A 26,383-nucleotide genomic window follows, 5' to 3' on the forward strand; every position below is an offset into this window, starting at 1 on the left:
GCGCAGACGATGGAAGAGCGCGCCCGCGCCGCCGCCGAGGCGTCGCGTGCAAAGACCAGCGACAGCGACGCGCTTCAGCAGAATTATGTGACGCCAGGCCTCGCCGGTCAGCAGATTTCGACTGTCGACAACAGCCGGACCTTCGCGCCCAACATCGCCTGCCAGAAGACCGCGACGATGCTCGAAGTGCTCGTGCAGCCGGCAGGGACCGGCGACCTCGGCAAGGTCACGATCGCCCGCGACACCGATCTCGACGGATCGGTCGACAGCACGGTGAACCTTCCCGTGCCGGTGTCGGGAATTTGCGCGAACGGAGTCATCTCCTGCCAGCCCGGAACCTGGAACGGTTGCAGCTTCTTCCGTTGGGATGTCGACGCGGCGAAGGTGCTCAAGCTGACCTCGGTCGACATGCCCAAGCTCGCGGGATGCTATTGCCTCAACAATAGCTGCGGCACCAACCTCGCCTGGGGCAACATGGCCTCGGTGCTGCGCGACCTTGGTGGCGGGATGATCGGGGCGCTCACCACGGCCGACCCGCGCTATGGCGTTGCCGAGGCCGTCATCGACGGGCCCTCTATCCGCTATGTCGGCGCGCAATCGACCGCCTGCTCCGCCAACCCCGACCTCCCGCAGACCGCTTATCGCGCCAATCCCGCGACCATCGCATCGGATGCGTATGCCGCATCGACGGGCAATTCGGTGTTCCAGGCGCTCAAGGGGTCAGCGATCGGCAGCGGCACGGCGGTCCAATATCGCCATTGCTCGATCGAACGGCGAGTGACCGTATTGAAACCCGGCGCCGAGGATATCATCAGCCGAACGTCGGGCGGTTATTCGACGATCGAGAACGGCACCTCGTTCGACTTCCTGATGGGCTCACCGGCGGATAACAGCCTGGCCGGTGGAAGCTGCACGCTCATCGACTTCCGTATGGTGCTGCATGTAAACGATCCCGACCGGATCGTTGACGCACGGCTTGTTCAGTTCTTCGCCGACGATTGGGCGCAGGTGCGGATCGACGGGATTTTGGTGGGCTCTGGCCCCTCGCCCTGGACCACGCTCGGACTTCCGCCGGGCAAGTGCGAGCTGAAGAAGACCTTCTACTCCTACCCCAATCTCGACCTGCGTCCCTATCTCACGGCCGGCGACCACGAGATCTGGCTTCGCGTTGCGGTTGCGGAGGGAGGCGAAGGTTTTGCGCAGGTCCATGTCGATGTCGACAATAGCTGCAAGACGCTGGAGCAGGTTGTCGACGGTTGCGGAGCGATCGTGTCCGACCCGCAATGCAAGCTCGACAGCGAGCTGGCCGATGGTGTCCAGACATGGATCAACGGCGTCGCGACCGGCCTGAGGCCCCTGCCCCAAACCCGCATATTGGGTGGACCAAGTTGCCCGACACAACTCACCCGCGACTTCTTCCTGAAGGATCGGACCTATCGTTGCGCGGTCGACGATATCGCGAGGCCCGACACGAGCCGCGGCGCCTATATCATCGACCATTCGACGGAGACGATGCTGGCCGACCGGACGCTCCAGAGCGACGGCAGCTACGCGACATCGACGCGCGCTTTCAGCCTCCCCGACCGTGGTTCCGTGCCGGCGTGCGAGCCCGTCTGCAAGACGCGCGCGCCCAAAGCCAATAGCGAAGCCGCGCCCGATGGCGTGGTGGGCGCGAAACAGAATGTGCCGACGGGCTACGACAGCTTCTTCCACGCCTGCACCTCGGACAATCGATGCCCGGCAGGGCCCGGCGAGGAAATTGTCTCCGCCTGCGGATGCCTCGACGATTTCCCGGAAGCGGTGGTGATGATGCAGACGGTGCGCCTCGCCGGGGCCGACATGGTCTGCACGGGGAACGTGCCATGACGGGTCTTGCGACAACGCGATACTGGTATCTCGACCCGCGCGGCGCCGCGCTCGCGCTGGTGCTCGGAGCGAGCGTTGCGATTGGCTGTCCGAGCGCCGCCCGCGCGCAGAATATCTGCGCGGCTGACCTCAACAACAATGGCGATGCGGCCGATGAGGGCGAGCAGGCAAGCTGCCGTTCGACGACCAGCGGCGCGTGGCTTTGCCCGATCCAGGAGGTCGACTGCGTCGCGGACGCGATGGGGCAATATAGCTGCCCAGTCGGCCCGCAATATGCTTGCCTGGTGAAGACCGAGGGCGGCCCGCCGGCTTGCTCGCCCAACCAATGCGCCGATCTCGCGACCAATCCCATCGTGGATGAGCCGCCGATGGACGATCCTGGCACGGAGCCGGATGGCGGCATCGATGCAGACGGCAATTGCCTCGGGAATATCGAGATATTCTCGGGCCGCGGGGTGCGGTGCCGGCCCGCCGGGCTTTCGACCACCTTTGCGAACTGCTGCAAGGACAAGGGAAAGATCGTGAAGGACGGGATGGGGTCCTCCATCTCGTCGATCGGTACCAAGATCGCGGTCGCCAAGGGCGTGTTCACGGGCATGAAAGCCGCCTATGTGGCCTTCAAGGCCGGAGCGACCGCGAGCCAGGCCGCAAGCGCCGGTGCCAATGCCCTGATCGTCGGTCTCGACCCGACATCGCTCGCGGTCAGCCTCGCGATCAACTTCATGATCGATTTCCTGTTCTCCGGCTGTGACCAGCAGGACATGGAGACGGCAATGCTCCGCTCGTCGGGCATGTGCCACGAGATCGGCAGTTACTGCACCTCGAGCTTCCTTGGCATCTGTCTGCAGAAGGCGCGCGGCCATTGCTGCTTCAATACGAAGCTCGGGAGGCTGATCCAAGAGCAGGGCCGCCCGCAGCTCAAGGCTTTCAACGGCAACCTTTGGGGCACGGCGAAGAAGCCGATGTGCAGGGGCTTCACGCCCGAGGAGTTCCAGGCGCTCGATTTCAGCAAGATGGATCTCTCCGAATATTATGCGGACATCGAGGCCCGCGCCCAATCCGACATCCAGATAGACATGGGGGAGCGCATCGATGCGTATCTCAAAGCGGTCAATCCATAGCGCCACCCTCCTCGCGCTGCTGGGCGCGGCGACCGCCGCGCTCGCGCAGGACAGCGCGCGCCAGTCAGCGGCAGATCAGGGCCAAGACAGCATGAACCGGCTCGAGAGCGCGGTCTCGCGCGGCAAGGCCGATGCGGCCCAGCTTCCCGATCCCCAGCTTCCACGCACCGACAACCCAGCGGACCGACGGCGCGCATTCGACGGCCTGCACAAGCGACTTCCGGCGCCGGACATGGAGGCACGCGCTCGCGCCGCGCAGGCTCGCGGCGAGGCGAGCCTCGCGGCCGAGCGCGAACGGCAGGCCAAGACACTGCGCCAGGCGCTGGGGCTTGAGCCTGCGGAGGAGAAGGCGCTCGCCAAGGCGAGTCCAGCTTCCGCTGCCAAGGGTTGGGTCCCGGTCCTGTTCGTGTCCTCTTCCATGCCGATCTCGACTCTGCGCAACTATGCGATCCAACTCGAGAAGGTCCGCGGCGTCATGGCGTTTCGCGGCGCGCCGGGGGGTCTCAGGAAAATGGCCCCCATGGCGAAGCTGACAGCGCAGATCCTCCGGCTCGATCCGGGCTGCGAAGGGCCGAACTGCGCGATGCGCGACGTTCAACTCATCATCGATCCGATCGTCTTTCGCCAGCACGGGATATCCCAGGTTCCGGCGCTTGCCATGATCCCGGGCGATCCCACCCAGGCCTATTGCGAGCGCGACGATGAAAGCCCCCGTGCCGCCCACGTCGTCTTCGGGGACAGCGCGCTTTCCGGGATGTTCGAAGAGTATGCCCGCCTCGGCGGAAAGGAGGAGGTAAGCCATGCTCAGGCTCTTCTGGGCGCTCGCTAGGGCTATCGCCGGCCTGTGGCCACGTCTGCGCCGATTGCCGCGCAAGGCGGCGATTGCGCTCGGGGCGCCGGGGCCGGATCAGCCGGCACGGCCTGAGCGGCTCGCACGCGCCATGCTCGTCGTGCTGCCGATCGCTGCGATCGCGGCGTTCATCGTGCCGCAGGTCGCGCTGGTCATGTCGCCGTCGATCGATGCTTTCGCGGTGCGCAAGAGCCCAGGGCCGATAGCGCGCGGCGACTATGTCATGTTCACGCTTCATCACCCGATCGCTGGGCCGGATCGGGTATCCGTCACCAAGCATGCGCTCTGCATGGCGGGCGATCGGCTGACGATGTTCGAGACCCCATCGCCTCTCCTCCCGCGCAGCCGGGACGGTCATTATTTTTGCAACGGCGTGCTCCTGGGCGTGAGCCTTCCGCAAGCGCATAACGGCATGAAGCTCGATCATATGCGGTGGAGTGGGATCATTCCCCCCGGGATGGTCTATGTCGGCTCGACGCATCCGCGTGGATTCGACAGCCGTTATTTCGGGCTCCTGCCGATTGTGCGTCTCACTCGGATGGAGCGCATCCTGTGAGCGCGCGAAGGTTCATAGTTGCAGGCGTCTGCTTCCTTCTCACGCCCGCGCTGGCGGCCGCGCAGACGGCCGGCCAGGCCTCCGGGTCGCGTCAAGGCTATTGGTGGTATGAAGCGCCGAAGCCCAAGGCAGAGGAGAAACAGCAGCCCGACGCACTTGTGAAGCCGATGATCCCGCCGATGGCGGAGTTGGCGACGTGGACACCGCCAAGGATCCGTAAGCTCATCGAGGAGCAGCGAGACTATGCAGCGACGGTGCTGACGGTCGATGCCGTCGCGGATTTCTGGAGGCTTCAGGATTTCGCGCGGCGTAAGGCGCGGGCCTTCGCCGGCGTCACCCAGATCGCGATGCTGCAATATCCCGAACTCAACTCGAAGTCCGCGAACCCGATGGTCGGAGACGCCCGTTCGGAGCTGACCGCCGAGAAGGATGCCATCCGGCGGTCCTACCTGCGCGCCCATGCCGGCGAGTTCGCTCTCGTGATGTTCTCACGTCCGACCTGCGGCTATTGCCGTGTGCAGTGGCCGATCATCCAGCGCTTCCAAGAGGAGATGGGCTGGCAGGTCACGCTCATGGATCTCGACAGGCGACCGGAGCTCGCGGAGCGGTTCGGTGTCCAGATCACCCCGACGACGATGATCATTCGCCGAGGAAGTCAGCAGCGCATGATAATCGCCTCGGGCGTCGAGGCTTATCCCAACCTCGCGCAGATGGCTTATCAAGCGGTCCGTCTGCTGCGTGGCGACATCCGGCCGGAGCAGTTCATGACTGGTCCGGGCGAGGATGCGGGGTTCTTCGACGCGCTTGGCAACGGCCCGGTTTCGGCGACCGATCCGCGAGCGCTCGGCGGCGATCTCGTGGAATCCTCCGGTGAGCCGAGGCCGTGATGCGCGGCCTCATCCTCCTCGGTATCCCGGGCCTCGTTATTGGCATGGGATCGGCAGCCGCGCAGACCGTCAGCCGGGAGGACGCGATGCGAGCCGCGATCCACCCGGCCGGCGAAGCGAAGACCATGCAGACGTGGCTCTCGCGCGTACCCGTCACGCGTGACTTTCCCGACGACTTCACAACGACGCTTCGCGGACATGGGGCCGCCTTCATCATCGAGATGACGACAAGCCCCGGCTGCGTACCCTGCGGAGACCTGTGGACCAAGCTGACGGCGCTGGGCGCGCGCTATGGCTGGCAGGTCCACACGATCGGCAGTCAGGAGGCGATGATCCGTTCGGGACGCCTCGGTCTGCCGTGGGTCGGGCATCCGGTTGCCTGGGTGCGGCCGGTGGCCGACGATGCGCGCATCGTGCCGGTGGCGATCGGCACGGACCTTGCGCCCAATCTGGCCCGAAACCTTTATCTGGCCGCGAAGATGTTGACGGGCGTGCGCCCCGATGTCGGCGTCCGGGCCATGTCCAAGTTCACCGGCATCGTGGGGCTGCCGGCGACCCGCCCGGGAAGGCGCTGAGCGATGGCGGGCTCGGTCCTTCCTCCTTCATCCCATATCGTTCGGAGTCCGCCATGTTCGCTTGCCGTCGCGCCGCCGTCCGCGCACTGATCGTCCTCGCCCTGGCGACAGTTGTCTCTGCCGCGCCTGCCCATGCGCAGAGTTGGGCGGAGAGCTGGTTCGACAATGTCACCTACACCAGTCCGGGCAGCTTCGAGGATCAGACCCGGGGCTATGTGACGGCTGGTGGCATGTCCGGCCGGGTGGACGTCCACAATGACTATCTCATGTCGGTGAGCCTGCCGAAAGTGCGGGCCGGCTGCGGCGGCATCGACATGTTTCTGGGGGGCATGTCGTTCCTCGACCCCGACTATCTGGTTCAGAAGCTGGAGAGCATCCTGCAGGCGGCGCCGGCGGTCGCGTTCCAGTATCTGCTCGAGACGCTCGACGAAAAGATGGGCAATATCATCTCGAAGATGGAAGCGGCGACCAACTTCCTCAATTCGATCCAGGTCAACGACTGCCGCCTCGCCAACCGCATGGTCCAGATCGCCAAGGGCGACGACAACATGAGCGGCATCATCGAGGAGATGACGGGCTACCGTTCGGTCAAGCAAGGGTTCGCCAAGAGCTACCAACAGAGCCGCGAGAGGATCGAGGCCAACAACAACAATCCCACCGAGGACTTGAAGGACGCGCTCGCCAACTGCCCGGCAGAGGTGACTGACATTTTCCGCACCGGCTCGCTGCTTTCCCATGCCGCATCGCGGGTCGGCGCGGGCGACTGGGCGAGCGTGATGCGTGCCAGGGTCGGCGACGTCTATATGCGGTGGGACGATGGCGACCGCGTGCCGCTGTTCACGGCTATTCCGCAGTGCCCCGCACAAGACACGGAAAGCGCGCAAGATTTCTTGACCGGCCAGGTCCAGCGCCGCTCCCTCAATATTCCGCCGACGGGCGCCGACTGTTCGCAGGATGGCAGTGGGCGCGGTGCGCTTGTGCTCGCCCGCGAGCGCATGCAGTCGATCGCCGTCAAGATCCGGACGCGCGCCGCCTTGTCGGCGGACGAGAGACAGTTCGTCGCCAATGTCCGGACGCTTCCCGTCTATCGCATGCTCGAATGGGGGGTGCGCCAGGGCGTCGTCGATTCCGTGATCGCCGATACCGACGAGCTGGTGGCGCTTACCCTCGCCTACCAGATGCTCAACGACCTGACCCGGACCATCGACTTCACCGTCTCGAATGCCGAGCGCGGCGCGACGGTCGCGGGCTCGGGCGATGCGAACACCAAGAATGTCTGCCAAACGCGGATTCTTTCCAAGGGCATCGAGCAACTGCGCGATCTCAGGGACGAGGTGCTGCGCCAGCGCGCGCAGATGCGTCAAAGCTACATGGCGGCGCTCAATCAGGCCAATCTCTCCGCCAACTACGCAGGACTCCTGCGCGACCGCGACCGCGATGCCCGCGACGCCGCCGGCGCCGCAGCCCGCAACCAATAGGATCGGACCGTCATGCGCCGGCTTGCGAGGCTTCTGGCCGCCCTTCCCGCCCTGTTCCTCGCCTCGCCCGCACTGGCGGTCGATACGAGCTTCCACACCTATGACGGCTTCGCCGAGACGGTCGACGCCTTCCGCATGGTGTCGATGATCTTCGGCGACCCACGCTACGAGACGCTGGTGATGATCGTCGCGACGGTCGGGATCGGGCTTGGCGCGATCCTCGCGAGCGTGCGCGGCACGGGCATGGGGCTGGTCGCCTTCGGGTTCCAGATCCTGATCGGTGTCGGCCTGTTCGTCGGGCTGGTCGCCACGACCGGCACGGTCCATGTCTACGACCGGGTTCGCAACGCCTATCAGCCGGTCGGCGGCGTCCCCAACCTCCTCGTGCTCGTCGCAGGCGCGACCAACATGATCGAGCGGGCGATGGTCGAGACGATCGACGACAACACGCTCGATCCCGATGCCAAGATCGAGTTCGGCGCCGGCGGGCACAGCTTCGACCTGTTCCTGAACGCCGTCTCACCGCGCGGTCCGATGACCGACGTTTTTCTGGATGCGACGATCAAGGACTATGTCCGTCAATGCTATCCCGTCGCGCGGGTCTCGGCCGCCTACGGCGTCGACGATGACCAGCTCTTCCGGACCTCGACCGACCTCCCCGCCTCGTTTGGGGCGATGGCGGGGCCCGCCACCTTCTCGACGGTCTATACCGAAGCCGACAAGGGCGGCACGACGGTCAGTTGCACCGATGCCTGGACGCATATCTCGGATCGCTTGTCCGACCCGGTGCTGTTCGATAGCTACACCAAGCAGATCTGCGCCCGGACGGGCTACGATACGGAGAATGCCGCGCAGATGGCGCGATGCCGGGAACAGCTCGGCGAAATGGGCCAGATGATGCTGGGCCGTCCGCTGAGCGCACAAGCTTTCTTGACCCATATCCTGCTCGGCAACACGGTGGGCGATGTGCTGTTCGAGGATTCGCCGGCGAGCGCGGCGCGGGTCATGGCCAATCGGGCCGTCATCTCCAACGGGCTTGCTACCATGTCGGTGGCGAACGAATGGATGCCAACGATCCGCGCAACCGTATTCGGGATCATGCTGTTCATGATCCCGATCGCGCTGCTGTTCATCCTGACGCCGATCAATCTGCGGGTCGCCAGCTTTGCGCTCGGCATGTTCGTGTTCGTCGCGCTCTGGGGCGTGATCGACGCGGGCATCTATCAGCTCACGCTCGGGCGCGCGACGGCGACGCTGGCGGAGCTTCGCTCGAACGCACTTGCGGCCAACGCCTGGCTGCTCGCTCCTTCGGCAGCGATGAAGGCGCTCGCGATCTTCGGGAGCTTCCGCACGGCAGCGGCCGGCCTAGCCGGCGCGTTCGTGTTCACCGTGTTCCGCTTCAGCGGCAACGTGTTCACGGCCTTCACATCGGGCTCGCTCGGCGTGGCGAGCCAGGGCACGGCCGCCGCGGCACCCATGGGCACCGCCGAGGGGCAGGCCTCGGCGCTGGAGGCTCAGGCTTCGGCTTTGGGGACACGGTCCCGCGCTGCAGCCGCGTCGAGCTTTGGCGACTTCGGAGAACGCTCGACCTTCGGCACCAATCGCGTGTTCGGCGAGGCGGGTCGTATTCTCGGCGAGCGCCCCGGTATCGCCGGGGGGACAGCGATGGCGCTTGGCGGCATCGAGGGCTCTCGCCAACTCGGCAGCCTCGCCCCGGCCCTCGCAGGCCGGGATATGGCCGATCCGGCGGTGGCGCGCGCCGTTCAGGCCAATGCCGCCACCACGGCGATCCATCAGTTCGCAGAGAAGGACGCACTGAGGAACCTTGGCAATGGTTATTTTGGTCAGGGAGAAGCCGGCGAGAGGACATTCGCGGCCTTCAGCCAGAACCTCGTTCAATGGCGGGCATTCGGCGATCAGCGGGCTTATGGCATGATGATGCAGGCCGCGACGCGCCATTTCGAGCGGGCAGGATATTCGGCCAGCGATGCCCAGCTCAAGGCATCGGGCGTGATCGGAGAGGCCCAGGCCGATCCGACCTTCGCCAAGCTGATCGCCAACACATTTGACCAGGAGCAAATGCTGAGGAACGATCTCACTTCGGCGCAAGTGCAGGTGGGCGCCATGGAGGGGCGGCGTGACTATGCGGGCGATAATGTCGCGGGTGTCGAACGTGCCAACGTCGCGACCGAGCAGGGCTGGCGCAGCGGTAGCAATCAGGGTCAACGCGAGGCGGCCTCGATGCTTGGGCTATCCGTCGATGAGACCTCGCGACGCATCGGCTTCATCAATGCCCTGTCCGGCGAGGCCCGCAGCACGGCCATCACGCAGCTTTCCCGCGCCACCGGAAGGAACGAGGCCCAGGTGGAAGCCGCGCTCGAGCGATATAATGCCGCCGTGCGGGTGGGAACCGCCGATGGCGCCAGCGCCGAAGCCGCTCGGGAGGGGACTAGCATCTATGGCCGCACGCGCGAGGCGGCTGGCTATGACTTCGCGGAGCGCTCGGGCAGACTCGATGCGCAGCGAGAAGTTGGAACCGACGGCACGCGCAGCGCTGCACGGATCGGCGAGCAGCGGCGCCAATCGGAGAATTTCGGTTATGCCGAGGGTGCTGCCGCGGCGGGCGTCTCGACACGCGAGGCAGCGCGACTCGACAGCTTCATCCAGGCGCTGAGCCGGACGGCGGGCAACCAGGTCGATATGGCCGAAGGCGGCGCTGCCGGCATCGCCGACCGCGCGCGGAACGAGCGCCTGACGTCGATCGTCGACCGGGAGCGCCTGACCCGCATGCAAGGGCTGCTCGCCGAAAACGGCATCAAGCTGTCGAAGCGGCAGATCGCGATGGACCAGAATGGCGACCTCAGCCTCAACCTCACCCCGGAAACCGCGGCGGCGATGTGGAAGTCGGGCCTGATCAACGAGAGCCAACTCGGCGCGATCGCAAACGGCGGACACGCCCGCTTCAGTTTCGCGCATAATGACCTGCTCGTCTCCAGTGGGACGGACTTCAGCCGGTCGGCGCGCAGCGACACCAGCACACGGTTCGAAGCCGGCAAGCAGGCAGGGCCGGATACGATCGAGCATTTCATGGGCGGCGGCGCTGAAGGCCAGGCCCAACTCGCCAACTGGCTGCGCGGCGGGTTCGAGATGGACCGCAAGGGCGAATGGCGCCTGAAGCCGCAGGTCGCCGATACACTCCAGCGCGATGTGCAGGCGATCATGGCCCAAACCGGATGGCAGAGAACGCTGTCACGATCGGCCCAGGATCAGACAACGATGGGAACCACAGTCGGTATCGAAGCTGGGGGAACGGTATCTGCATCAGATAGTGAAGGCACGAGTACTGGCTCATCGTCGGGCGGCAAGGGACGGCAACGAGGAACCACTCAAACTGTCAGTAAAGGGAAGACCACAGTTGGTCGGTTCGGCGGTGACGTTGGCTTCCGAAGCACGGATCAGGGAGTTACGAGCGAGAATGCGCAGTCCACCATGGACGTCGTCAACTATGATGTGCGTGATTCCATTGCTGCCGCTGAACGAGCTGCGGCGCGCTCCAGCAATCCCGAAGCGACTTTTTCCCGGGAGCTGTCGAACCGCATCCTCGGTAGCGAAGGTATGCGCAATCGCTACCTCCAGGACGCAGACGATGGTCGCGCGACTTTCGACATCACAGGTCCGCTGACATCAGTGGAACAAAACTCTGTCCTCTCCAGAGGAAGCTTTTCTACTGACATCAAAGGCAGCCCTGGTGACGGCGACAGCAGCTTCAAGAAGCGTTAACGGTGCTTGCCTGTATGCGGGTCAATGTAACCCGGATTGTTAGGGTTCGCCGGGTTGCCAATCCAGAGCAGTCCCGACCGCGGGTCCAACATGTCAAACCCAGCCCGGGAGCTTTTCACCGCCCGGTCATGGTCCTCCCAGATGCGCCTTGCAGCGTCCGACACCTCTTCATCGGACAGCGGCATTCCATCGCCTGGACCCACAAATCCGTCCAGACGCTCCCGGACATAGCCGACACCCAGCACCATGAGCGCCGTCATCGGGAAAAACAGGACGTTCAGATAGCCCGCGAGTGCGCCGCCATAGAATGCGGCGAGAACGTCAACGCGCGTCGCCACCGCCATCCCCAGCCACCATATGGGAATGGCGATCCACCAGAGCTTGGCGTACCATGGCCGCCAGAGCCAGGCCGACAGCTTCTGTCGGCTGACGGCACTCTCGGCGCGGTGTTCGTCGACGGCAGATTCCACAGGGGAAATCCTTTCGGCCTTTCCCTAGCATATCGGGCGCGGACCGTCATCAGAAAATGGCGAACGCAACTTGTCTTTCCCGTCAAGCATCCTATTATCAAGACAGGAAGGACAGATATGGCCAGCAACGTCTCCATCGTCAAATCGGACCGGCGACCAACTGCTCGTCGGATCGCTTCGGGAACCGACACGCTCCGACGAAAGGCTTTGGAGAAGCTCACGCTCGCCATCGCCAAGGCAGTGGAATCCGCGAGCGACGATACTCTGGCCGACATCGTGGGCTCCCATGACCTGCGCCATGCCCTGGTCGTCGCGCCGCGAGACATCGCGCCGGAAGCGCCTGCCGATCTGGAGGCGCTCAAAGCGGCGCGTGAGCGGACCGGCCAATTCCGCGAGGATATGGCGAAGCGCGCCGGCGGGATGTTCGACCGCGCACATGTCGCGGCAATGCTCGGCGTCTCCCCGGCGGCGATCGAAAAGCAGAGGCAACGGCGTCAGATTCTCGGCGTGCCCTATGGTTCCGAAAATCGCTTCCCCGCCGCACAGTTTGTCGACGGCGAGACAGTCCCGCATCTCAAGCGGGTGCTCGAAGCGTTTGACGACACCAACCCCTGGGAACAGTTGATGCTGCTTACCACCCCGCTCGAGGGATTTAGCAGCGAGCCGGAAACCGCGCTCGAAATTCTGCGGCGCAAGCCCGACCAGGAGACGGTTCGCCAATTGGTTGCCCTCGCGACGGTTTGGACGTCCTGACCCAACATGGCGGCCACGCTACTGCGCCGGATCAATGCCGGCGCGCGCCTTCACAGGATCCATCGCAAGGGTCACGATGCAATCTTCTTCGGCCCGCTAGATGAAATTCCGGTAGGGCGTTTTGACGCGCCCGACGGAAGCTACAAGGTTTTGTATGCCGCGCGATCGCTGGAAACCGCGTTCGGTGAGACCATGGTCCGCTTACCGACAATTCCCCATATCACCTATTCTGCCGTGCAGAGTCGGCTTCGCAGCGAACTGGTGACCACCCGCGCGTTAAGGCTCTACCCGCTTCTGGACGCTGGCGTCTCGGCACATGGGCTTTCGTTCACAGACCTGCACGGCGATGTCTACGCGAAGACACGAGCGATAAGCCGGGTCATACACGAAACCACGTCGGCCGACGGCATTCTATACACGTCCCGCTTCGACAATCAGCGTTGCGTAGCGATCTTCGACCGTGCAGCCGACGCGATTTCGCTCGGGGCCCGGCATGATTTGATCATCGGAACGGGAGCGGCAGCTTTGCTGGCCGGCCATTTCGGAAAGACCATCGTCGAGCCCTGACACGGATGGCCGCAAATCGATAGATCGACTCCCGATCTGCTTGCGGAGCCAAAGCTGTCCAGCTATATCTGACTAGCTAGTCAGGAGTAATGCAAGATGGGCACCGCCACTCGAAAGGGCGATCGCGACCAATCCGTGCCGGGCGGCACTTGGAAACTCGAGGATGCAAAGGCGCGGTTCAGCGAGGTCGTCAGGCGTGCCCAGAGCGAGGGACCGCAGCGCGTCACTGTCCGGGGCCGGGAGGCGGTGGTGGTGATGAGCGTCGACGAACTCGACCGACTGATGCCCAAGGATGCGGACAAGCCTGCCTTCGTGCCGTTCCTCGAGAGCCTGGGTCTCGATGGCCTCGACCTTGAGCGCGAGATCGACCGCGGGCGGGACGTCGCTTTGTGAAAGGCTGGCTGCTGGACACCCATATCGTTTCTGCGTTGGCGAACCCGAACGGGGCGTCGAGCGTCAAGGCATGGGCGACGGCGCAACCCGAACACCGGATGTACCTGAGCGTTCTGACGCTCGCGGAATACGACAAGGGCATTCACAATCTCGAGCCTGACCATCCCGACCGGTCGCGCTATGTCGCGGCGCGCGACGCGTTGGCCGAGCGCTTCAGCAATCGGCTCCTCTCCATCGACGATGCCATCGTTTTCCGCTGGGGCGCAATTTCCGGCGAGGTCAAACGGCGGATCGGGCAGTCTCCTCCGATGATCGACGCGCTGCTCGCGGCGACTGCGATCGAGCATGACCTGTTCCTCGTGACACGAAACATCAAGGATACGCGGCACAGCGGTGCCGTAATCTTCAATCCGTGGGAAGACGAACCATCGCGCTTCCCTCTCACCTGACGAATGACGATGAGACTATGAAAACTGAGCTCGACCATCTTCCGGTAAACAAGCGGCGTGAACTCGATCGGGTCATCCAGATCATCTTCGAGGAGTTCGAGGACGCGCTTGGCCAGCCAACGGGACCGCGCAAGCTCGGTCGCATTCTCAAGATCATCCTGTACGGCTCCTATGCGACCGGACGCTGGGTGCACGAGCCGCATACCGAGAGGGGCTATCGCTCGGATTTCGACCTGCTCATCATCGTCAACCAGAAGGAACTGACCGACAGGGCTGAATATTGGGAGAAGGCGGAAGAACGCCTCGACCGGGAAACCATGATCCTCAACCGGTTGCGCACGCCGGTCAATTTCATCGTTCACACCCTGCAGGAAGTGAACGACGGTCTGGCTCACGGCCGCTATTTCTTCATGGACCTCGCGCGCGACGGCATCGCGCTGTATCAGGTCGACAACAGCGAGTTGCACGAACCCAGGCCCAAGACGCCGCAGCAAGCCTATGACATGGCGAAGGAATATTTCGACCAGTGGTTCGACCTGGCCGTTTCATCGAGGATGCTGTTTCAGTTTGCTTACGACAACAAGCAGTTCCCCGACGCGGCCTATAATCTGCAACAGGCCTGCGAGCGCCTCTATTACTGCGTTCTGCTCGTCTACACTTTTTACACGCCCTATAGCCACAACATCAAATTTCTCCGGACCCGTGCCGAGAAGATCTCGGCTCGGCTGCTCGACGCATGGCCAAGGGAGACGCGCAAGCAGGAGGCCTACTTCAACAAGCTCAAGGATGCCTATGTGAAGGCTCGGCATTCGAAGCATTTCAAGATGACGGAGGAGGAATTCGCTTTCCTCGCCGAGCGCGTCGAGGTGCTCGGCACGATCGTCAACGAGCTATGTCAGGAGAGGCTGTCGGAGCTGCGCGCGCAGCTCTAGCCAGCATCAGACACGCGGGGGCGGACAACCCAAGGCCCTTGCGCGCTATCGCCGGAGGCGACGAGAGATGCGAGCTCCGGCGGACTGCTACCCGATGCAGAATGGACCATGCTTCTGATCCGGCGGATGTCGGGCCAGACGCGCGGGGTCGCCTGAGCACGAAGGACAATGACCTCTTGCTTCGCCTCTTACGGCATGGTTCTGCCGAGAAGGCGCAGAATCTGGGAGACGAGCTTGCATGGTAGCGGATAACCACGATCGGACACGCAGTTTTGTGCGAGGCCGGCGCCCGGACGAAAGCCGCATGAGCCTTCACCTCGTCCATGCGGAACATTGCGGGTGACAGCCTCCCCCGAGGAAGCCCCCGCGCGTCGCTACGATAAGGGCGAGCGGCGCTACAAGCATGTAGGGAAGACCGCAGAACCGGAGATCCTATTCACTCCCGGCCAACCCCGGATGTGGGTAGGTAAATGTCCGAACACGCTTACCGCAGATGACCACGAACGACTGGTAAACGAAGCAATCCCAGGAAGTAATGGCGACCGGGAACTGTCATTTCCCAAAAAAATATATACCGTTCATGAAGGCGCTATCTATGAGGCCCAGACAACTGACCGGGGAAAATCCTACCATGGCTACCCGTACAAGGGTAAACTTGCCAGGGGACTGAAGGATGCCTTAAGGGAAATAGCTGTAGCGAAGGAATGCGCTGAACAATTTGATTCTTGGGTGAAACGGCACATTGAGGAGCATGGCGCTTGAGCGCGGGCGGTGATCGGCTGAAGTTTGAGTTGCGTCCTCATAGCTCTGAGCGGCGCTCCACGACGTGCGCCCTGATGATCCTCATCGACGGAGAGCCCGCCTGGCCCGTACCGGGTGAAACCGAAGCGCTGGTCGAGATCCAGATCGACGACCTTCTGGCGCATCTCACCGATTTCTGGAAACCGCTGATGTTGCGGCAGGTCTATCCGATCGATGCCGCCCCTTCCCGGCCGTCGACGCTGCGCTCGATCGCCGAGGCGGAGTGGGAGCACATGCAGCCTGAGGCCGCCGCCGCCGAGGATGAGGCGATCACCCGTTTCGAGGAAGCCCACGACCTTTCGCACGCGTTCGCCGGTCTCTATGGACTGCCGCCATTCTGGATGATGCGCTCGGGCGAGGACTATATTCTTGAATCGTCCAGAGCGTTATGGCGCCTGCCCTTCGATGATGTTCGCGCCAGTCTGAACGCGACGGGCGACTGGATTTGCGCCCGGTTGCACGAGGCAGATGCCGAGCGCTGGCAGGATGCCATCGCGGCATGGCAGGAGCGCGATGCTGGCGATGCCGCGGGACTGCTGGCCTGGTCCACGGGCCTTGATCGGGATTTGGCAACAAGCCTGCTCAAGGAAGGCGCACTGGAGCCGCCGCAAAATTTCAACGACGCCGCCAACGACAATGACGAGTTGCGCATTGCGGCGCGCATGGCCGGCGCTCTTCCGGCAGATCAGATTCGCGAGATCATAGGTCTTGCAAGACAGTTCGCAGGGCATGAAGCCGAGGCACTGAAAGCGCTTGCTGCGGACGCACAGGCTATGATCGCCGAGCGCTTTCCTCATGCGAAGCCGTTCGAGCAAGGGGAAGCGGCGGCCCGGTTTGTACGCGAACGGCTAAGCATTACGGCGGATCGGGCGGTCAAGGTCTTTGAGATGGCGACGAGCCTGGGGATTGAGCTGCGCCATAACCCGGCGGAGCCGCCCAGCCTCGACGGCCTCGCGATCTGGGGCCCGCGGCACGGACCGGGCGTATTCCTCAATGAGGCGAGTGGGAGAATATTGGGCCGCGACGACAGGGATGTCGAAGCCAGCCTCGGCGCGCGCGTCACCATGGCTCATGAACTCTGCCACCTGCTGCTGGATGGCGAGCACGCGCTATCGGCCATCGAAGTGCTCAAGGCCCGGATGCCGGCAGGCGTCGAACAACGCGCAAAATCCTTCGCTGGCGAGTTTCTGGTGCCAACCGACATCGCGGCAGAATTCTGGCATCGCGCCAAGCGCCCTGTCGATCGTGCGGGGTTGGATGCGGTCGTCCGGGAACTGATCGAGATTTATGAGGTGACCCGCAGCGTCGCGGCCTGGAAGGTCGAACATGCGGCGCGTCGTCACGCGGTCGATTTGAGTGCAACGCTCGATTCCGTTGCACCGCATAGATAGCGCAACCGCATCGATCCGGTGCTCATCCCTTCGACAAGATCGGGACAGGCTTGGGACACCGCACATGATTGACCGTTCGTCAAAGCCGCGATTGCCTGTGCGGTAGGGCGGAGGACTGAATGAGCGACGAGAAGGTGCCTGATGAGGCAATGCGCAGGATCGCCCTGGCGCTCGTCGAACATTGCGTCCGAAACACCCGGCTGGAAGACCTCCATGCCGGCACCGTTCCGGACAGTCTCATCGGCGACTATAGCGATGTGAAGGTGGTCACGCCCTATGGCGAGATTCCCTGGACCCAAGCATCCCGCATATCCGATGCGGAGATGAAGGCGTTGATGATCGACATCGTCAACAAGGTCTACACGTTCCTCACGCACCTTGAAGATGTGGTGGTTCTGCGCGATTCCGCGCGCTGGAACCGGCCTGAGCACGACCCTGCCCTGCTCGCCGTCGCCAAACGCCGCGCGGCTGCTCGGGGAGCGGATGATGAAAGGAAGGAATAGGGTGCCGGTGAAATCTAACTTTTAACACGTTGCGGGAACGCTCAGACAGCATGGGAGCGCACGCGAGGGACTCGACGCCGAAAGATGACAATATCCACAAGGACCGAACTTACACCTTGCGGTCCCTAAATATGAGGCGCTTCTCACAAGGAAGTGTAGGATCGGGCAGCGCCACCAGCGGCCAGGTCGTAGGGACGAGATAGCTGGGGATCAGATACCGACCGACGAGATATGAGGGCGCCGGGCAACCTGCACCGTTTCTTTTTCGCGTCGCAGACGCTTTGCGATTCGTGCGAATGACTCGGCACGGTCTCAGGATGTGCAGATTTGACGACGCCATTTTGCAGGCGTGATGCCGGACGCCTTGGCAAATGCCTTGGTGAAGTGGGCTTGATCGGAGAATCCGCACTCGAGCGCGACTTGCACCAGGGGCAGCGCGGTATCGGCCAAGAGGCCTTTGGCGCACACGATGCGCTGCTGCACGAACCAGGCATAGGGTGCGATCCCAACCGTGTTCGTGAAAGCTCGCACGAAGTAGCAAAGCGACAATCTGCACAGAGACGCGACTTCCGAAATCGAGATTGCGCTGCCGAGATTGTCCCGCATCATTCGCATAGCCAGGCTGACTTGCCAGGGAGCGAGCATCGGCTGGCTGCTGGTCGCTTCCACTGGGTGCCCAACGAAATGCCTTCGCTGCGCAACTGGTATTGCTTGTGCTGTAGTCTGCTCCGGTCGAACACCGGGCATCGCGCCCGCGCTCGCACTTCCAAAAGCCGCCATGGCGACCCCCAATGGGTTGCGAGGCAGATTGGTTGCGCCGGGGAACCTCAGCGCGCTGCCTCATCGGCCACCACCGGGAGATGCCACGGCAAGCCGAGGTGCGCTCGAAGGAGGAAGCCCTACTATTCCCAATGGGGGACACATTGGCGCCCCATAAGGCGCCCCACTTTTTTGCGTGCGTCAGCGCCGGGCCTCCCCACATGGACCGCCGATCAATCGTTTAAGGAAAGCGGTGCCGGTCAGACCGGCCGCTTGGGACGACGCAAGACCTTCCTGAGATATATCTCCGCCCGAGTGAGTTCCTTTTGTGGAGCGGCGTGCAAAATTGACCCCCTTAGCGGGGTGATCGGCGTCTAAAATTGACCCCCATCATTCCAGAGTGTGAGGCGTCGCGGCTTGGGCTTCCAGGCGGCGAGGACGGGGATGTTGATTGTGGAGACTATTGCCAAGATACGCAGGGAGCACAGGGACGGTAAGCCGATCAAAGAGATTGCGCGTGATTTACGGTTGTCGCGCAACATCCTGACCCGATCGGTGCCTGTTCAGTGTTCATTGCTATATCTCCGTTCTCATACTGACAGGAATAAGCGACAAGGGCAGAACTATGAATGCTATCTAGTCCATAATATATGAGCGATCGTTCGCCACTCGGCGGTTATGTCAGCGTGCGAGCATTGCCTGGCTTTCATGACATCGCCTTGGAACTCGCTTGAAACACCTCCGAATGTGCGAGTTGCCTGGGTCCATGGCAGAAGCCGTGGACCATGTTGCGATCAGGCCGAAAGGCGCGCCATGGAAGGAAGCGTGCGGCCGTCCACGGTGAGGCCGGGGAACGCGAGCATCGGCGCCAGCGTCTCGTTGTTCTCCGCCGGAAAATTCAGTTTCGGCCTGGAGATGTCATCGAGCGTCTTCATCTGCTCAGACGACAGCGTCACGTCGAGCGAATCGAGATTGGCTTTGAGCTGGTCGACGCGGCGGGCGCCGATCAGGGTGGAGCTCACGCCCGCGCGTGATCTGACCCAGGCCAGCGCGACCGACGCGGAGCTGACGCCAAGTTCGGAGGCGACGTCAGCCACCGCTTCAATGATATCGTAATCCGCCTCGCTGGGAACGCCCACCATGGCCGTGCGCCTGGTGTCGACATGGCCTGCATCGCCGCGCCTGAACTTTCCGCTCAGGAAGCCGCTCTTGAGCGGGGACCAGGGCATGACGCCCATTCCCATCCCCTGCGCCATCGGGAACAATTCCCCTTCGCTGGTCCGTTCAAGCAGCGAATATTCCAGTTGCAGCGCGATGATCGGCGCCCATCCGCGAAAATGGGCGATCGTCTGGGCTTCCGCCGTCTTCCAGGCCGGGACGTCGGAGAAGCCGACATAACGGATCTTGCCGGCGGTGACGAGATCGTCGAGGCCTCGCAACGTCTCCTCGACCGGCGCCGTCTGGTCCCAATTGTGCAGCCAATAGACGTCGATATAGTCGGTCTGGAGCCGTTTCAGCGAAGCTTCGCATTGCTGGATCAGGGCCTTGCGCCCCGCCCCGCCACCATTCGGATCGCCGGGGAACAGGCTGCAATAGAATTTGGTGCTGAGCACGATCCCGTCACGGCGAAGATCGCTCTGCCGCAGATAGTTTCCGACGATCTCCTCGGAGTGCCCGGCGGTGTAGATGTTGGCCGTATCGATGAAGTTGCCGCCCCGGTTGCGATACTCGGAGAGCATTGCGTGCGACTCCGCCTCGCTGGCGCCCCAGCCGAAGTCTTCGCCGAATGTCATGGTGCCAAGGCACAGCGGGCTCACGCGCAAGCCTGAGCGGCCGAGTGTGATGAAGTGGTCGAGAGGCATGTGGGACTCCATTTTGTTCGCGAGCGTGGGGTTGTGCTAGACCGCCCGTCCTGAATGATGAATGCTTGATCGTGCGAGATTTATGCGAGATGGTACAACCATGCGCGCAGATCCGCTCTCCGATGTCCTCGATCTCGCCGACGCTCGCTGCGTTCTCACCGGCACGCTTGTTGCCGGGGGTGGCTGGGCGCGCAAATTCAACCGTTCGGACGCAGTGAAGTTTCTCGCCGTCGTGAGAGGAACGTGCTGGCTGTCGACCGAAGCCGACACAGCAGATCCGGCGCGGTTCGAGGCGGGTGACGTCGTAATCACCAATGGAGCGCCCGCGATCATCCTGGCGAGCACTGCGGAATGGCTGGCGAACGCACCCTCCACACCGCTTGAGCGGGATGCAGAAGGCAACCTGCGCGCCGGGGAAGGCTCCGAATTCACGATGATCGGAGGCTTGCTGGAGGTTGACAAGCAGCGCTGCGGCTTTTTGCGAGAAAGTCTCCCTCCCATGGTTCACGTCAATGGTCAGAGAGGAGAAGCCGCGAAGCTGCGGTGGCTTCTTACGGAACTGGCCGAGGAAACGCAGCGCAAGCGCGCCGGTTCGACAACGGCGATCACCCATTTGGCGAAGTTGTTGTTCGTCGAAGCTCTACGGCTCCACATCGAAGCGACCAAATCGGACAGATCTGGTTGGCTTACCGCGCTCGACGACAGACGCATCTCGATCGCGCTTCGAGGAATCCACGCTGAACCATCACATGCGTGGAATCTGGAGAAACTGGCGAAGTTGTCCGGAATGTCGCGGACATCGTTCGCGGTACGCTTTCGCGATGTCGTTGGTGTCCCGCCTTTGACCTATGTGCTCAACTGGCGGATGCGCCTGGCCGAAAGGGAGTTGAGCGAGACGGACCATTCCGTCGCCGATATTGCCTGGTCGATCGGGTATGGCTCCGAAAGCGCCTTCAGCAACGCGTTCAGCCGTTCAACCGGTGTCTCACCAGGCCGTTTCCGGAAGGAGGCAATGCACACCTATTCCGAACGTCGTCGCAAGGTGGACCGCAGCGCAATTGACGTCGATTAGGCCCGAACGCAAAGCGCCGAGCCTCCGCATACGCCTCGCCAGTGGGCCGACAGGCAGGATGATACGGCTCATGGATGTCCCACGTCGCATCTAGCGAGTAACGAATAGGTCAGCCCAACGAGATACCGACGATCGCACCAGCCCCGTAAGTGACCCCGGCCGCAGCGAGGCCGATGATGAGCTGGCGCACAGCCGAGAACAAGGCGCTCCGTCCGGTGAACAGGCTGGTCCCCGCCCCGATCAGCGCCAGCGCGACGCCACTCGCGCCGAGGCTGGCTATGAGAGCGGTACGTCCAGAGAGAAACAGGAACGGCGCGACCGGAACGATGGCCCCGGCGGAGAAGAGCAGGAAGGACCATGTCGCGGCGGTCCATGCGGAGCCACCGAGCTGATCGGGATCGATCCCGAGCTCCTCGCGCGCGAGCGTGTCGAGCGCGGTTCCCTCGTTGCTCAGCAGCTTGTCCGCGAGCGCCCGGGCCTGCGATTCATCGATGCCCTTGGCTTGGTAGATGAGAACCAGTTCCTCTCGCTCCTCGTCGGGAACCTCGCGCAGTTCCTCCGCCTCGGTAGCGATCTGGCTCTGGTAGAGCTCGCGCGAGCTGGTGACCGAAAGCCATTCGCCCATCGCCATCGAGCAGGCACCGGCGACCAGGCCCGCGAGACCGGTGAGCAGCAGGGTCTGTTGGGCGGCAGCCGCGCCAGCGACGCCCATAACGAGACTCATATTCGAGACCAACCCGTCATTGGCGCCGAGCACCGCAGCGCGCAGCGTGTTGCCGCCGCCGCGATGGCGCCCTTCCAGCAGCGCCAGCGTGGGACCGGAGAGGCCACCCTTTCCGGCGGCCGCGCGCATCAGCAGTGCGTGCGAGCGCTCGTCGGCCGGCAAGCCCGCGCCCCGCGCTTCCGGCTGATTGTCATAGGCGGCGCTGTCGCGCGTCTCGTTCGCGGCCAGCGTCGGCAGCACAAATGCAGGACCGAAGCGCCGCGCCAGCCAAGCGAGGATACGCGCGCGGGTGGAGGGAGACGGTCGGAAATTCGCGCCATTGGCCTCGATCCGTTTGCGCCAGAAGTCGCCATGTGCCTGCTCGACAGCGGCGAGCCTGCGGAACACTTCGGCGAGCTTGGGATCGGCCTCGCTCTCCGCAAGCGCTGCATAGATCGCCGCGCCGTCGACCTCGCCCTGGAGATTGGAGCGATAGCGCGGAAGAGCATTGGGTTCGGCCATGGTCGATATGTCTCGAATTTTTGGTTTGGAAGTACATAAGCCTAACACAAGCGCGTAGAAGATTTCCCGTTCGAGCGACGACGGGCCACTGACATCATCTCCCCAGGCACCAGACGCTCGAATTACGTAGCAATACGGACTGCCTGACCGCCCTTGGCGCTGCATGTACCGTGAGCGTTCGATGTGCCGGGCCGGGAGTAGCAGGCGATCCTGCGCTGGAGTAAGCTGTGCGATGCGATTGACCCGGCTGAAACTTGTTCCTGTTGCCCTCACTCTGGTTCTCGTCGCGGCTTGGCTGCTCAGCCTGCGAACGGGGGCCTTGACGGGTGGTTTCTGGGCGCTTCGCCACGAACTCATCTACCTCACCGGCATTCTCGCCATCGGCTTCATGGCGGCGGGCGTGGTGCTGGCGGCACGGCCAGTGCAGATCGAAGGCGCGCTTGGTGGCCTCGACAAATTCTACCGACTCCACAAATGGTTTGGCGTTGGTGGACTGCTCCTCGCGCTGGCCCATTGGCTGCTCGAGATCATCCCGCGTTGGATGGTGGGTCAGGGCTGGCTGGTTCGCCCAAGCCGACTAAGGGCAAGCGGGCCGGCCGCTGACGCCAATCTTCTGGACAGCCTGCGCGGCGTCGCTACCGAGCTGGGAGAGATCGCGCTCTACATCCTCATCGTGCTTGTCCTGCTCGCGCTCTGGAAGAAGTTCCCATATCGCTGGTTCTTCAAGGCGCATCGCCTGATGGCGCCGATATTCCTGGTGCTCGTGTTCCACGCCGTGGTGCTGATGGACCGCTCCTACTGGACCGCGCCACTGGGTCCGCTGATGATCGTCCTGCTTGCAGCGGGCACGGTTGCCGCCACAACGGCCCTGTTCCGGCGCATCGGCTATTCGCGTCGGGCGGCCGGGGTGATCACGCGGCTCGTGACCTATCCCGGTAATGCCGTTCTCGACGTGGCGGTCGATGTTGGCACGGCCTGGCCGGGCCACCAGGCCGGGCAGTTCGTCTTCCTCAAGACCGACGATCGTGAAGGCGCCCATCCCTTCACCATCTCCTCGGCATGGCACAATGACGGCCATCTGCTCTTCAACATCAAGGGCCTGGGTGACTATACGCGCAAGCTCCCGGACCTGCTCCGGGTGGGGCAACCCGTGACGATCGAAGGTCCTTATGGACGCTTCGATTTCGGGGGCGAGTGCGCCCGGCAGGTCTGGATCGCCGGCGGCGTGGGCATCACCCCCTTCATCGCGCGCCTCCAGGCACTCGCCCAGGCACGGCAGGAAAGGGATATTGACCTCTTCTATTCGACCGGCGCGCCCGACGAGGATTTCGTCGGGCAGGTTCGCGATCTCACTGAGAAGGCGGGTATCCGCTTCAATCTGCTTGTCACGCCCCGTGACGGCTTTTTGACCCTAGATCGTCTGGCCGACCTGGTCCCCGACTGGATCGAAGCGGACATCTGGTTCTGTGGCCCGGCCGCCTTCGGCAGGAGCCTATATGTTGCAATGACCTCGCGGGGACTGCCCGGATCGCAGTTCCATCAGGAGCTTTTCGAGATGCGCTAGTCGAGCACGGTTCGACGATCGCAGGCGTCCGCCCGTGTGTCGGAAACTTGGCTTACGCCATTCCCTGTATTACTTTGCCACACTGATACGACAAGTGGGAGCGTGCGGTCATTGCACTGGCCACGCCTGCGCAAGTTCCGATTGGGCCTGAAGAAAAATCCCCGCTGTCGTCACGCGGGGTGTTCTACGGCTCTCTGGAGTAGTGGGAGCGTCCCGCAATTTCGCATGCAAGATGATACACGCTGGTTTTAGGTTGCTCCACAATCAGCCAGCGCGCCTTCTTGCACACCGAAAGGCCAAGTCGAACTGTTAAATTGGGATGGTCAGCGAGTTATATCGACGTTGGTTGCGGGGACAGGATGCCCCGTCAGTATAACAATCTTCGGAATTATGCTGACGGTGGTTGCGGGGACAGGATTTGAACCTGTGACCTTCAGGTTATGAGCCTGACGAGCTACCGGGCTGCTCCACCCCGCGACACTGATGGGCCTCAAGCGCCGGCGGCGGCGTTCCGCTGCCTTGGCTTTCCTCGCATAAGCTCGGGCGGCCGTTCGGCCTTGCGGAGCCTTTGGCTCCGGGGGCCTTTGGACATGTGAATGGGTTTTGATCTTGCTGGCGCTGGCTTCAAAGCCTGGCGACGCCCTACTCTTCCGTTGCTTAGGCAACAGTACCATCGGCGCAGTCTGGTTTCACGGCCGAGTTCGGGATGGGATCGGGTGGGTCACAGACGCTATGGCCACCAAGCTATGGAGCCAGCGCTAGCGGGATCGTTTTAGAAATCGACGTGCTTACCTTGTGCTGAGAGATTGTCCTTAATCGACAACGTCCTGATGGTCAGGGTTGTCGTTGATGGTGGGACTCATCAAGCGCGAATAGAGCAATTAGTATCGGTTAGCTCCATGGATTACTCCACTTCCACATCCGATCTATCAACGTCGTGGTCTTCGACGGCTCTATGATATCTTATCTTGAGGGAGGCTTCCCGCTTAGATGCTTTCAGCGGTTATCCCGTCCATGCATAGCTACCCTGCTGCACCGTTGGCACGATGACAGGTCCACCAGAGGCATGTTCAACCCGGTCCTCTCGTACTAGGGTCAACTCCTCTCAAATATCGACGCCCACGGCAGATAGGGACCAAACTGTCTCGCGACGTTCTGAACCCAGCTCACGTACCACTTTAATTGGCGAACAGCCAAACCCTTGGGACCTGCTCCAGCCCCAGGATGTGATGAGCCGACATCGAGGTGCCAAACAACCCCGTCGATATGAGCTCTTGGGGGTTATCAGCCTGTTATCCCCGGCGTACCTTTTATCCGTTGAGCGATGGCCCTTCCACGAGGGACCACCGGATCACTATGACCGACTTTCGTCTCTGCTCGACTTGTCAGTCTCGCAGTCAGGCTGGCTTATGCCATTGCACTCTAACAGCCGGTTTCCAACCGGCCTGAGCCAACCTTCGCGCGCCTCCGTTACTCTTTAGGAGGCGACCGCCCCAGTCAAACTACCCGCCACAGAGGGTCCCTGAACCGGTTTCACGGTCCGAGGTTAGACATCAGAAAACAACAGGGTGGTATTTCACCTATGGCTCCACTCAGGCTGGCGCCCAAGCTTCAAAGCCTCCCACCTATGCTACACAGTTCTTTCCTAATGCCACTCTGAAGCTGCAGTAAAGGTGCACGGGGTCTTTCCGTCTAACCGCGGGTACTCCGCATCTTCACGGAGAATTCAATTTCGCTGAGCATGTACTGGAGACAGTGGGGAAGTCGTTACGCCATTCGTGCAGGTCGGAACTTACCCGACAAGGAATTTCGCTACCTTAGGACCGTTATAGTTACGGCCGCCGTTTACCTGGGCTTCATTTCGGAGCTTGCACCCCTCCACTTAACCTTCAGGCACCGGGCAGGCGTCAGACCCTATACGTCGTCTTGAAGCCGACTTAGCAGAGCCCTGTGTTTTTGCTAAACAGTCGCTACCCCCTGGCCTGTGCCCCCCACAAGTGCTTGCGCATATGTGGGGCCTCCTTCTTCCGAAGGTACGGAGGCAATTTGCCGAGTTCCTTCAGTACACTTCTCTCAAGCGCCTTGGTATACTCTACCAGACCACCTGTGTCGGTTTCGGGTACGGTCTATACGGTGGGGCTATTTCCTGGAACCTCGTCGAAGCACGTCCAATCCGTTAAGGACGTACAACATAAGAGATCCGTCACACACCACCAGGCCCACGAATATTAACGTGGTTCCCATCGACTACCCCCTTCGGGCTCGTCTTAGGGGCCGGCTCACCCTGCGCGGATTAGCCTTGCGCAGGAACCCTTGGTCTTTCGGCGACAGGGCATCTCACCCTGTTTATCGCTACTCATGTCTGCATTCGCACTTCCGATACCTCCACGGCCCATTACCAGACCGCTTCACAGGCTTACGGAACGCTCCGCTACCGCGTGCACAAAGTGCACACCCTAAGCTTCGGTGCGTGTCTTGAGCCCCGTTACATCTTCGCCGCAGGAACCCTTGTTTAGACCAGTGAGCTGT

21 protein-coding genes, 1 tRNA gene and 2 rRNA genes (1 of these 24 only partly in view) are annotated in these 26,383 nt (G+C 62.5%); 17 read left to right on the top strand and 7 right to left on the bottom strand.

What is annotated here, in order from left to right; translation table 11 throughout:
• Nucleotides 1-9 precede the first annotated feature (9 nt).
• Genes G432_RS08620 through G432_RS08655 form a run of 8 tightly spaced genes read left to right on the top strand, consistent with a single transcriptional unit; the run spans nt 10 to nt 11,113 of the window.
• Entirely contained in the window at nt 10-1,866 is a 1,857-nt protein-coding gene (locus tag G432_RS08620) for a hypothetical protein (protein WP_015458438.1), read from the top strand.
• Nucleotides 1,863-2,987 carry a conjugal transfer protein TraN gene (traN, locus tag G432_RS08625; RefSeq protein ID WP_015458439.1) on the top strand — a complete coding sequence of 375 codons (1,125 nt, stop codon included), beginning with the start codon at nt 1,863-1,865 and terminating at the stop codon, nt 2,985-2,987. Before G432_RS08620 ends, traN begins: the two co-directional genes overlap by 4 nt.
• On the top strand, nt 2,959-3,816 hold the full coding sequence (locus G432_RS08630) for a type-F conjugative transfer system pilin assembly protein TrbC (protein WP_015458440.1): 858 nt from the start codon (nt 2,959-2,961) through the stop codon (nt 3,814-3,816). Before traN ends, G432_RS08630 begins: the two co-directional genes overlap by 29 nt.
• Nucleotides 3,788-4,393: a S26 family signal peptidase gene (locus G432_RS08635; protein ID WP_015458441.1), complete on the top strand. Its 606-nt coding sequence runs from the start codon at nt 3,788-3,790 to the stop codon at nt 4,391-4,393. The genes G432_RS08630 and G432_RS08635 overlap by 29 nt, the downstream gene beginning before the upstream one ends.
• A complete protein-coding gene (locus G432_RS08640) occupies nt 4,390-5,280 on the top strand; it encodes a conjugal transfer protein TraF (protein WP_015458442.1) in 891 nt (296 codons plus the stop codon). The genes G432_RS08635 and G432_RS08640 overlap by 4 nt, the downstream gene beginning before the upstream one ends.
• Nucleotides 5,280-5,855, top strand: a complete 576-nt coding sequence (locus G432_RS08645) for a hypothetical protein (protein ID WP_015458443.1) — start codon at nt 5,280-5,282, stop codon at nt 5,853-5,855. Before G432_RS08640 ends, G432_RS08645 begins: the two co-directional genes overlap by 1 nt.
• A 53-nt stretch (nt 5,856-5,908) precedes the next feature.
• Complete coding sequence (locus G432_RS08650) at nt 5,909-7,333, top strand: conjugal transfer protein TraH (RefSeq protein ID WP_015458444.1); 1,425 nt, start codon at nt 5,909-5,911, stop codon at nt 7,331-7,333.
• Nucleotides 7,334-7,345: 12 nt separating this feature from the next.
• Nucleotides 7,346-11,113, top strand: a complete 3,768-nt coding sequence (locus tag G432_RS08655) for a conjugal transfer protein TraG N-terminal domain-containing protein (RefSeq protein ID WP_015458445.1) — start codon at nt 7,346-7,348, stop codon at nt 11,111-11,113.
• On the opposite strand, the gene G432_RS08660 is transcribed toward G432_RS08655, so the two are convergent.
• A complete protein-coding gene (locus tag G432_RS08660; RefSeq protein ID WP_015458446.1) occupies nt 11,110-11,583 on the bottom strand; it encodes a hypothetical protein in 474 nt (157 codons plus the stop codon). The two genes, G432_RS08655 and G432_RS08660, sit on opposite strands and share 4 nt — an antisense overlap.
• A gap of 117 nt (nt 11,584-11,700) precedes the next feature.
• Between G432_RS08660 and G432_RS08665 the strand changes: the two genes are divergently transcribed.
• The 7 genes from G432_RS08665 (at nt 11,701) to G432_RS08695 (ending at nt 17,372) form a co-directional block, all read left to right on the top strand.
• Nucleotides 11,701-12,336 carry a hypothetical protein gene (locus G432_RS08665; RefSeq protein ID WP_015458447.1) on the top strand — a complete coding sequence of 212 codons (636 nt, stop codon included), beginning with the start codon at nt 11,701-11,703 and terminating at the stop codon, nt 12,334-12,336.
• A gap of 6 nt (nt 12,337-12,342) precedes the next feature.
• On the top strand, nt 12,343-12,903 hold the full coding sequence (locus G432_RS08670) for an RES family NAD+ phosphorylase (RefSeq protein WP_015458448.1): 561 nt from the start codon (nt 12,343-12,345) through the stop codon (nt 12,901-12,903).
• Between the two features lie 96 nt (nt 12,904-12,999).
• The gene (locus G432_RS08675) at nt 13,000-13,296 is read left to right on the top strand and encodes a type II toxin-antitoxin system Phd/YefM family antitoxin (RefSeq protein ID WP_015458449.1); all 297 of its coding nucleotides are present in this window, start codon (nt 13,000-13,002) and stop codon (nt 13,294-13,296) included.
• The gene (locus G432_RS08680) at nt 13,293-13,745 is read left to right on the top strand and encodes a type II toxin-antitoxin system VapC family toxin (protein ID WP_015458450.1); all 453 of its coding nucleotides are present in this window, start codon (nt 13,293-13,295) and stop codon (nt 13,743-13,745) included. The genes G432_RS08675 and G432_RS08680 overlap by 4 nt, the downstream gene beginning before the upstream one ends.
• 17 nt (nt 13,746-13,762) lie before the next feature.
• Nucleotides 13,763-14,677, top strand: a complete 915-nt coding sequence (locus G432_RS08685) for a HEPN domain-containing protein (RefSeq protein ID WP_015458451.1) — start codon at nt 13,763-13,765, stop codon at nt 14,675-14,677.
• Between the two features lie 836 nt (nt 14,678-15,513).
• Nucleotides 15,514-16,869 (top strand): ImmA/IrrE family metallo-endopeptidase, encoded by a 1,356-nt coding sequence (locus tag G432_RS08690; RefSeq protein WP_041864851.1) that lies wholly within the window; start codon nt 15,514-15,516, stop codon nt 16,867-16,869.
• Between the two features lie 119 nt (nt 16,870-16,988).
• Entirely contained in the window at nt 16,989-17,372 is a 384-nt protein-coding gene (locus G432_RS08695) for a hypothetical protein (RefSeq protein ID WP_015458453.1), read from the top strand.
• Between the two features lie 312 nt (nt 17,373-17,684).
• Here G432_RS08695 and G432_RS08700 read toward each other — a convergent pair whose 3' ends face one another.
• Nucleotides 17,685-17,981 (bottom strand): helix-turn-helix domain-containing protein, encoded by a 297-nt coding sequence (locus tag G432_RS08700; RefSeq protein ID WP_144062013.1) that lies wholly within the window; start codon nt 17,979-17,981, stop codon nt 17,685-17,687.
• 944 nt (nt 17,982-18,925) lie between these two features.
• Entirely contained in the window at nt 18,926-19,993 is a 1,068-nt protein-coding gene (locus tag G432_RS08705) for an aldo/keto reductase (protein ID WP_015458455.1), read from the bottom strand.
• A gap of 100 nt (nt 19,994-20,093) precedes the next feature.
• Between G432_RS08705 and G432_RS08710 the strand changes: the two genes are divergently transcribed.
• A complete protein-coding gene (locus tag G432_RS08710; RefSeq protein ID WP_015458456.1) occupies nt 20,094-21,065 on the top strand; it encodes an AraC family transcriptional regulator in 972 nt (323 codons plus the stop codon).
• Nucleotides 21,066-21,174: 109 nt separating this feature from the next.
• Here the strand turns inward: G432_RS08710 and G432_RS08715 are convergent, their stop codons facing one another.
• Nucleotides 21,175-22,290 (bottom strand): VIT1/CCC1 transporter family protein, encoded by a 1,116-nt coding sequence (locus tag G432_RS08715; protein ID WP_015458457.1) that lies wholly within the window; start codon nt 22,288-22,290, stop codon nt 21,175-21,177.
• A gap of 232 nt (nt 22,291-22,522) precedes the next feature.
• On the opposite strand from G432_RS08715, the gene G432_RS08720 reads away from it, so the two are divergent.
• Nucleotides 22,523-23,854 (top strand): ferredoxin reductase family protein, encoded by a 1,332-nt coding sequence (locus tag G432_RS08720; protein WP_015458458.1) that lies wholly within the window; start codon nt 22,523-22,525, stop codon nt 23,852-23,854.
• A gap of 400 nt (nt 23,855-24,254) precedes the next feature.
• Here G432_RS08720 and G432_RS08725 read toward each other — a convergent pair.
• The 3 genes from G432_RS08725 to G432_RS08735 all read right to left on the bottom strand — a co-directional run.
• Nucleotides 24,255-24,331, bottom strand: a tRNA-Met gene (locus tag G432_RS08725).
• Between the two features lie 152 nt (nt 24,332-24,483).
• Nucleotides 24,484-24,598: ribosomal RNA gene (gene rrf, locus G432_RS08730) — 5S ribosomal RNA — on the bottom strand.
• Nucleotides 24,599-24,715: 117 nt separating this feature from the next.
• Nucleotides 24,716-26,383: ribosomal RNA gene (locus G432_RS08735) — 23S ribosomal RNA — on the bottom strand (it continues 1,124 nt past the right edge of the window).

The sequence above is a fragment of the Sphingomonas sp. MM-1 genome (assembly GCF_000347675.2).
Lineage (GTDB): Bacteria > Pseudomonadota > Alphaproteobacteria > Sphingomonadales > Sphingomonadaceae > Sphingomonas_E > Sphingomonas_E fennica.

Bases quoted from the DNA above. Each gene is read 5' to 3' on its own strand.
- G432_RS08620 (WP_015458438.1), top strand. From the start codon at position 10: ATGGAAGAGCGCGCCCGCGCCGCCGCCGAGGCGTCGCGTGCAAAGACC.
- traN (WP_015458439.1), top strand. From the start codon at position 1,863: ATGACGGGTCTTGCGACAACGCGATACTGGTATCTCGACCCGCGCGGC.
- G432_RS08630 (WP_015458440.1), top strand. From the start codon at position 2,959: ATGCGTATCTCAAAGCGGTCAATCCATAGCGCCACCCTCCTCGCGCTG.
- G432_RS08635 (WP_015458441.1), top strand. From the start codon at position 3,788: ATGCTCAGGCTCTTCTGGGCGCTCGCTAGGGCTATCGCCGGCCTGTGG.
- G432_RS08645 (WP_015458443.1), top strand. From the start codon at position 5,280: ATGCGCGGCCTCATCCTCCTCGGTATCCCGGGCCTCGTTATTGGCATG.
- G432_RS08650 (WP_015458444.1), top strand. From the start codon at position 5,909: ATGTTCGCTTGCCGTCGCGCCGCCGTCCGCGCACTGATCGTCCTCGCC.
- G432_RS08655 (WP_015458445.1), top strand. From the start codon at position 7,346: ATGCGCCGGCTTGCGAGGCTTCTGGCCGCCCTTCCCGCCCTGTTCCTC.
- G432_RS08665 (WP_015458447.1), top strand. From the start codon at position 11,701: ATGGCCAGCAACGTCTCCATCGTCAAATCGGACCGGCGACCAACTGCT.
- G432_RS08670 (WP_015458448.1), top strand. From the start codon at position 12,343: ATGGCGGCCACGCTACTGCGCCGGATCAATGCCGGCGCGCGCCTTCAC.
- G432_RS08675 (WP_015458449.1), top strand. From the start codon at position 13,000: ATGGGCACCGCCACTCGAAAGGGCGATCGCGACCAATCCGTGCCGGGC.
- G432_RS08685 (WP_015458451.1), top strand. From the start codon at position 13,763: ATGAAAACTGAGCTCGACCATCTTCCGGTAAACAAGCGGCGTGAACTC.
- G432_RS08690 (WP_041864851.1), top strand. From the start codon at position 15,514: ATGATCCTCATCGACGGAGAGCCCGCCTGGCCCGTACCGGGTGAAACC.
- G432_RS08695 (WP_015458453.1), top strand. From the start codon at position 16,989: ATGAGCGACGAGAAGGTGCCTGATGAGGCAATGCGCAGGATCGCCCTG.
- G432_RS08700 (WP_144062013.1), bottom strand. From the start codon at position 17,981: ATGATGCGGGACAATCTCGGCAGCGCAATCTCGATTTCGGAAGTCGCG.
- G432_RS08705 (WP_015458455.1), bottom strand. From the start codon at position 19,993: ATGCCTCTCGACCACTTCATCACACTCGGCCGCTCAGGCTTGCGCGTG.
- G432_RS08710 (WP_015458456.1), top strand. From the start codon at position 20,094: ATGCGCGCAGATCCGCTCTCCGATGTCCTCGATCTCGCCGACGCTCGC.
- G432_RS08715 (WP_015458457.1), bottom strand. From the start codon at position 22,290: ATGGCCGAACCCAATGCTCTTCCGCGCTATCGCTCCAATCTCCAGGGC.
- G432_RS08720 (WP_015458458.1), top strand. From the start codon at position 22,523: ATGCGATTGACCCGGCTGAAACTTGTTCCTGTTGCCCTCACTCTGGTT.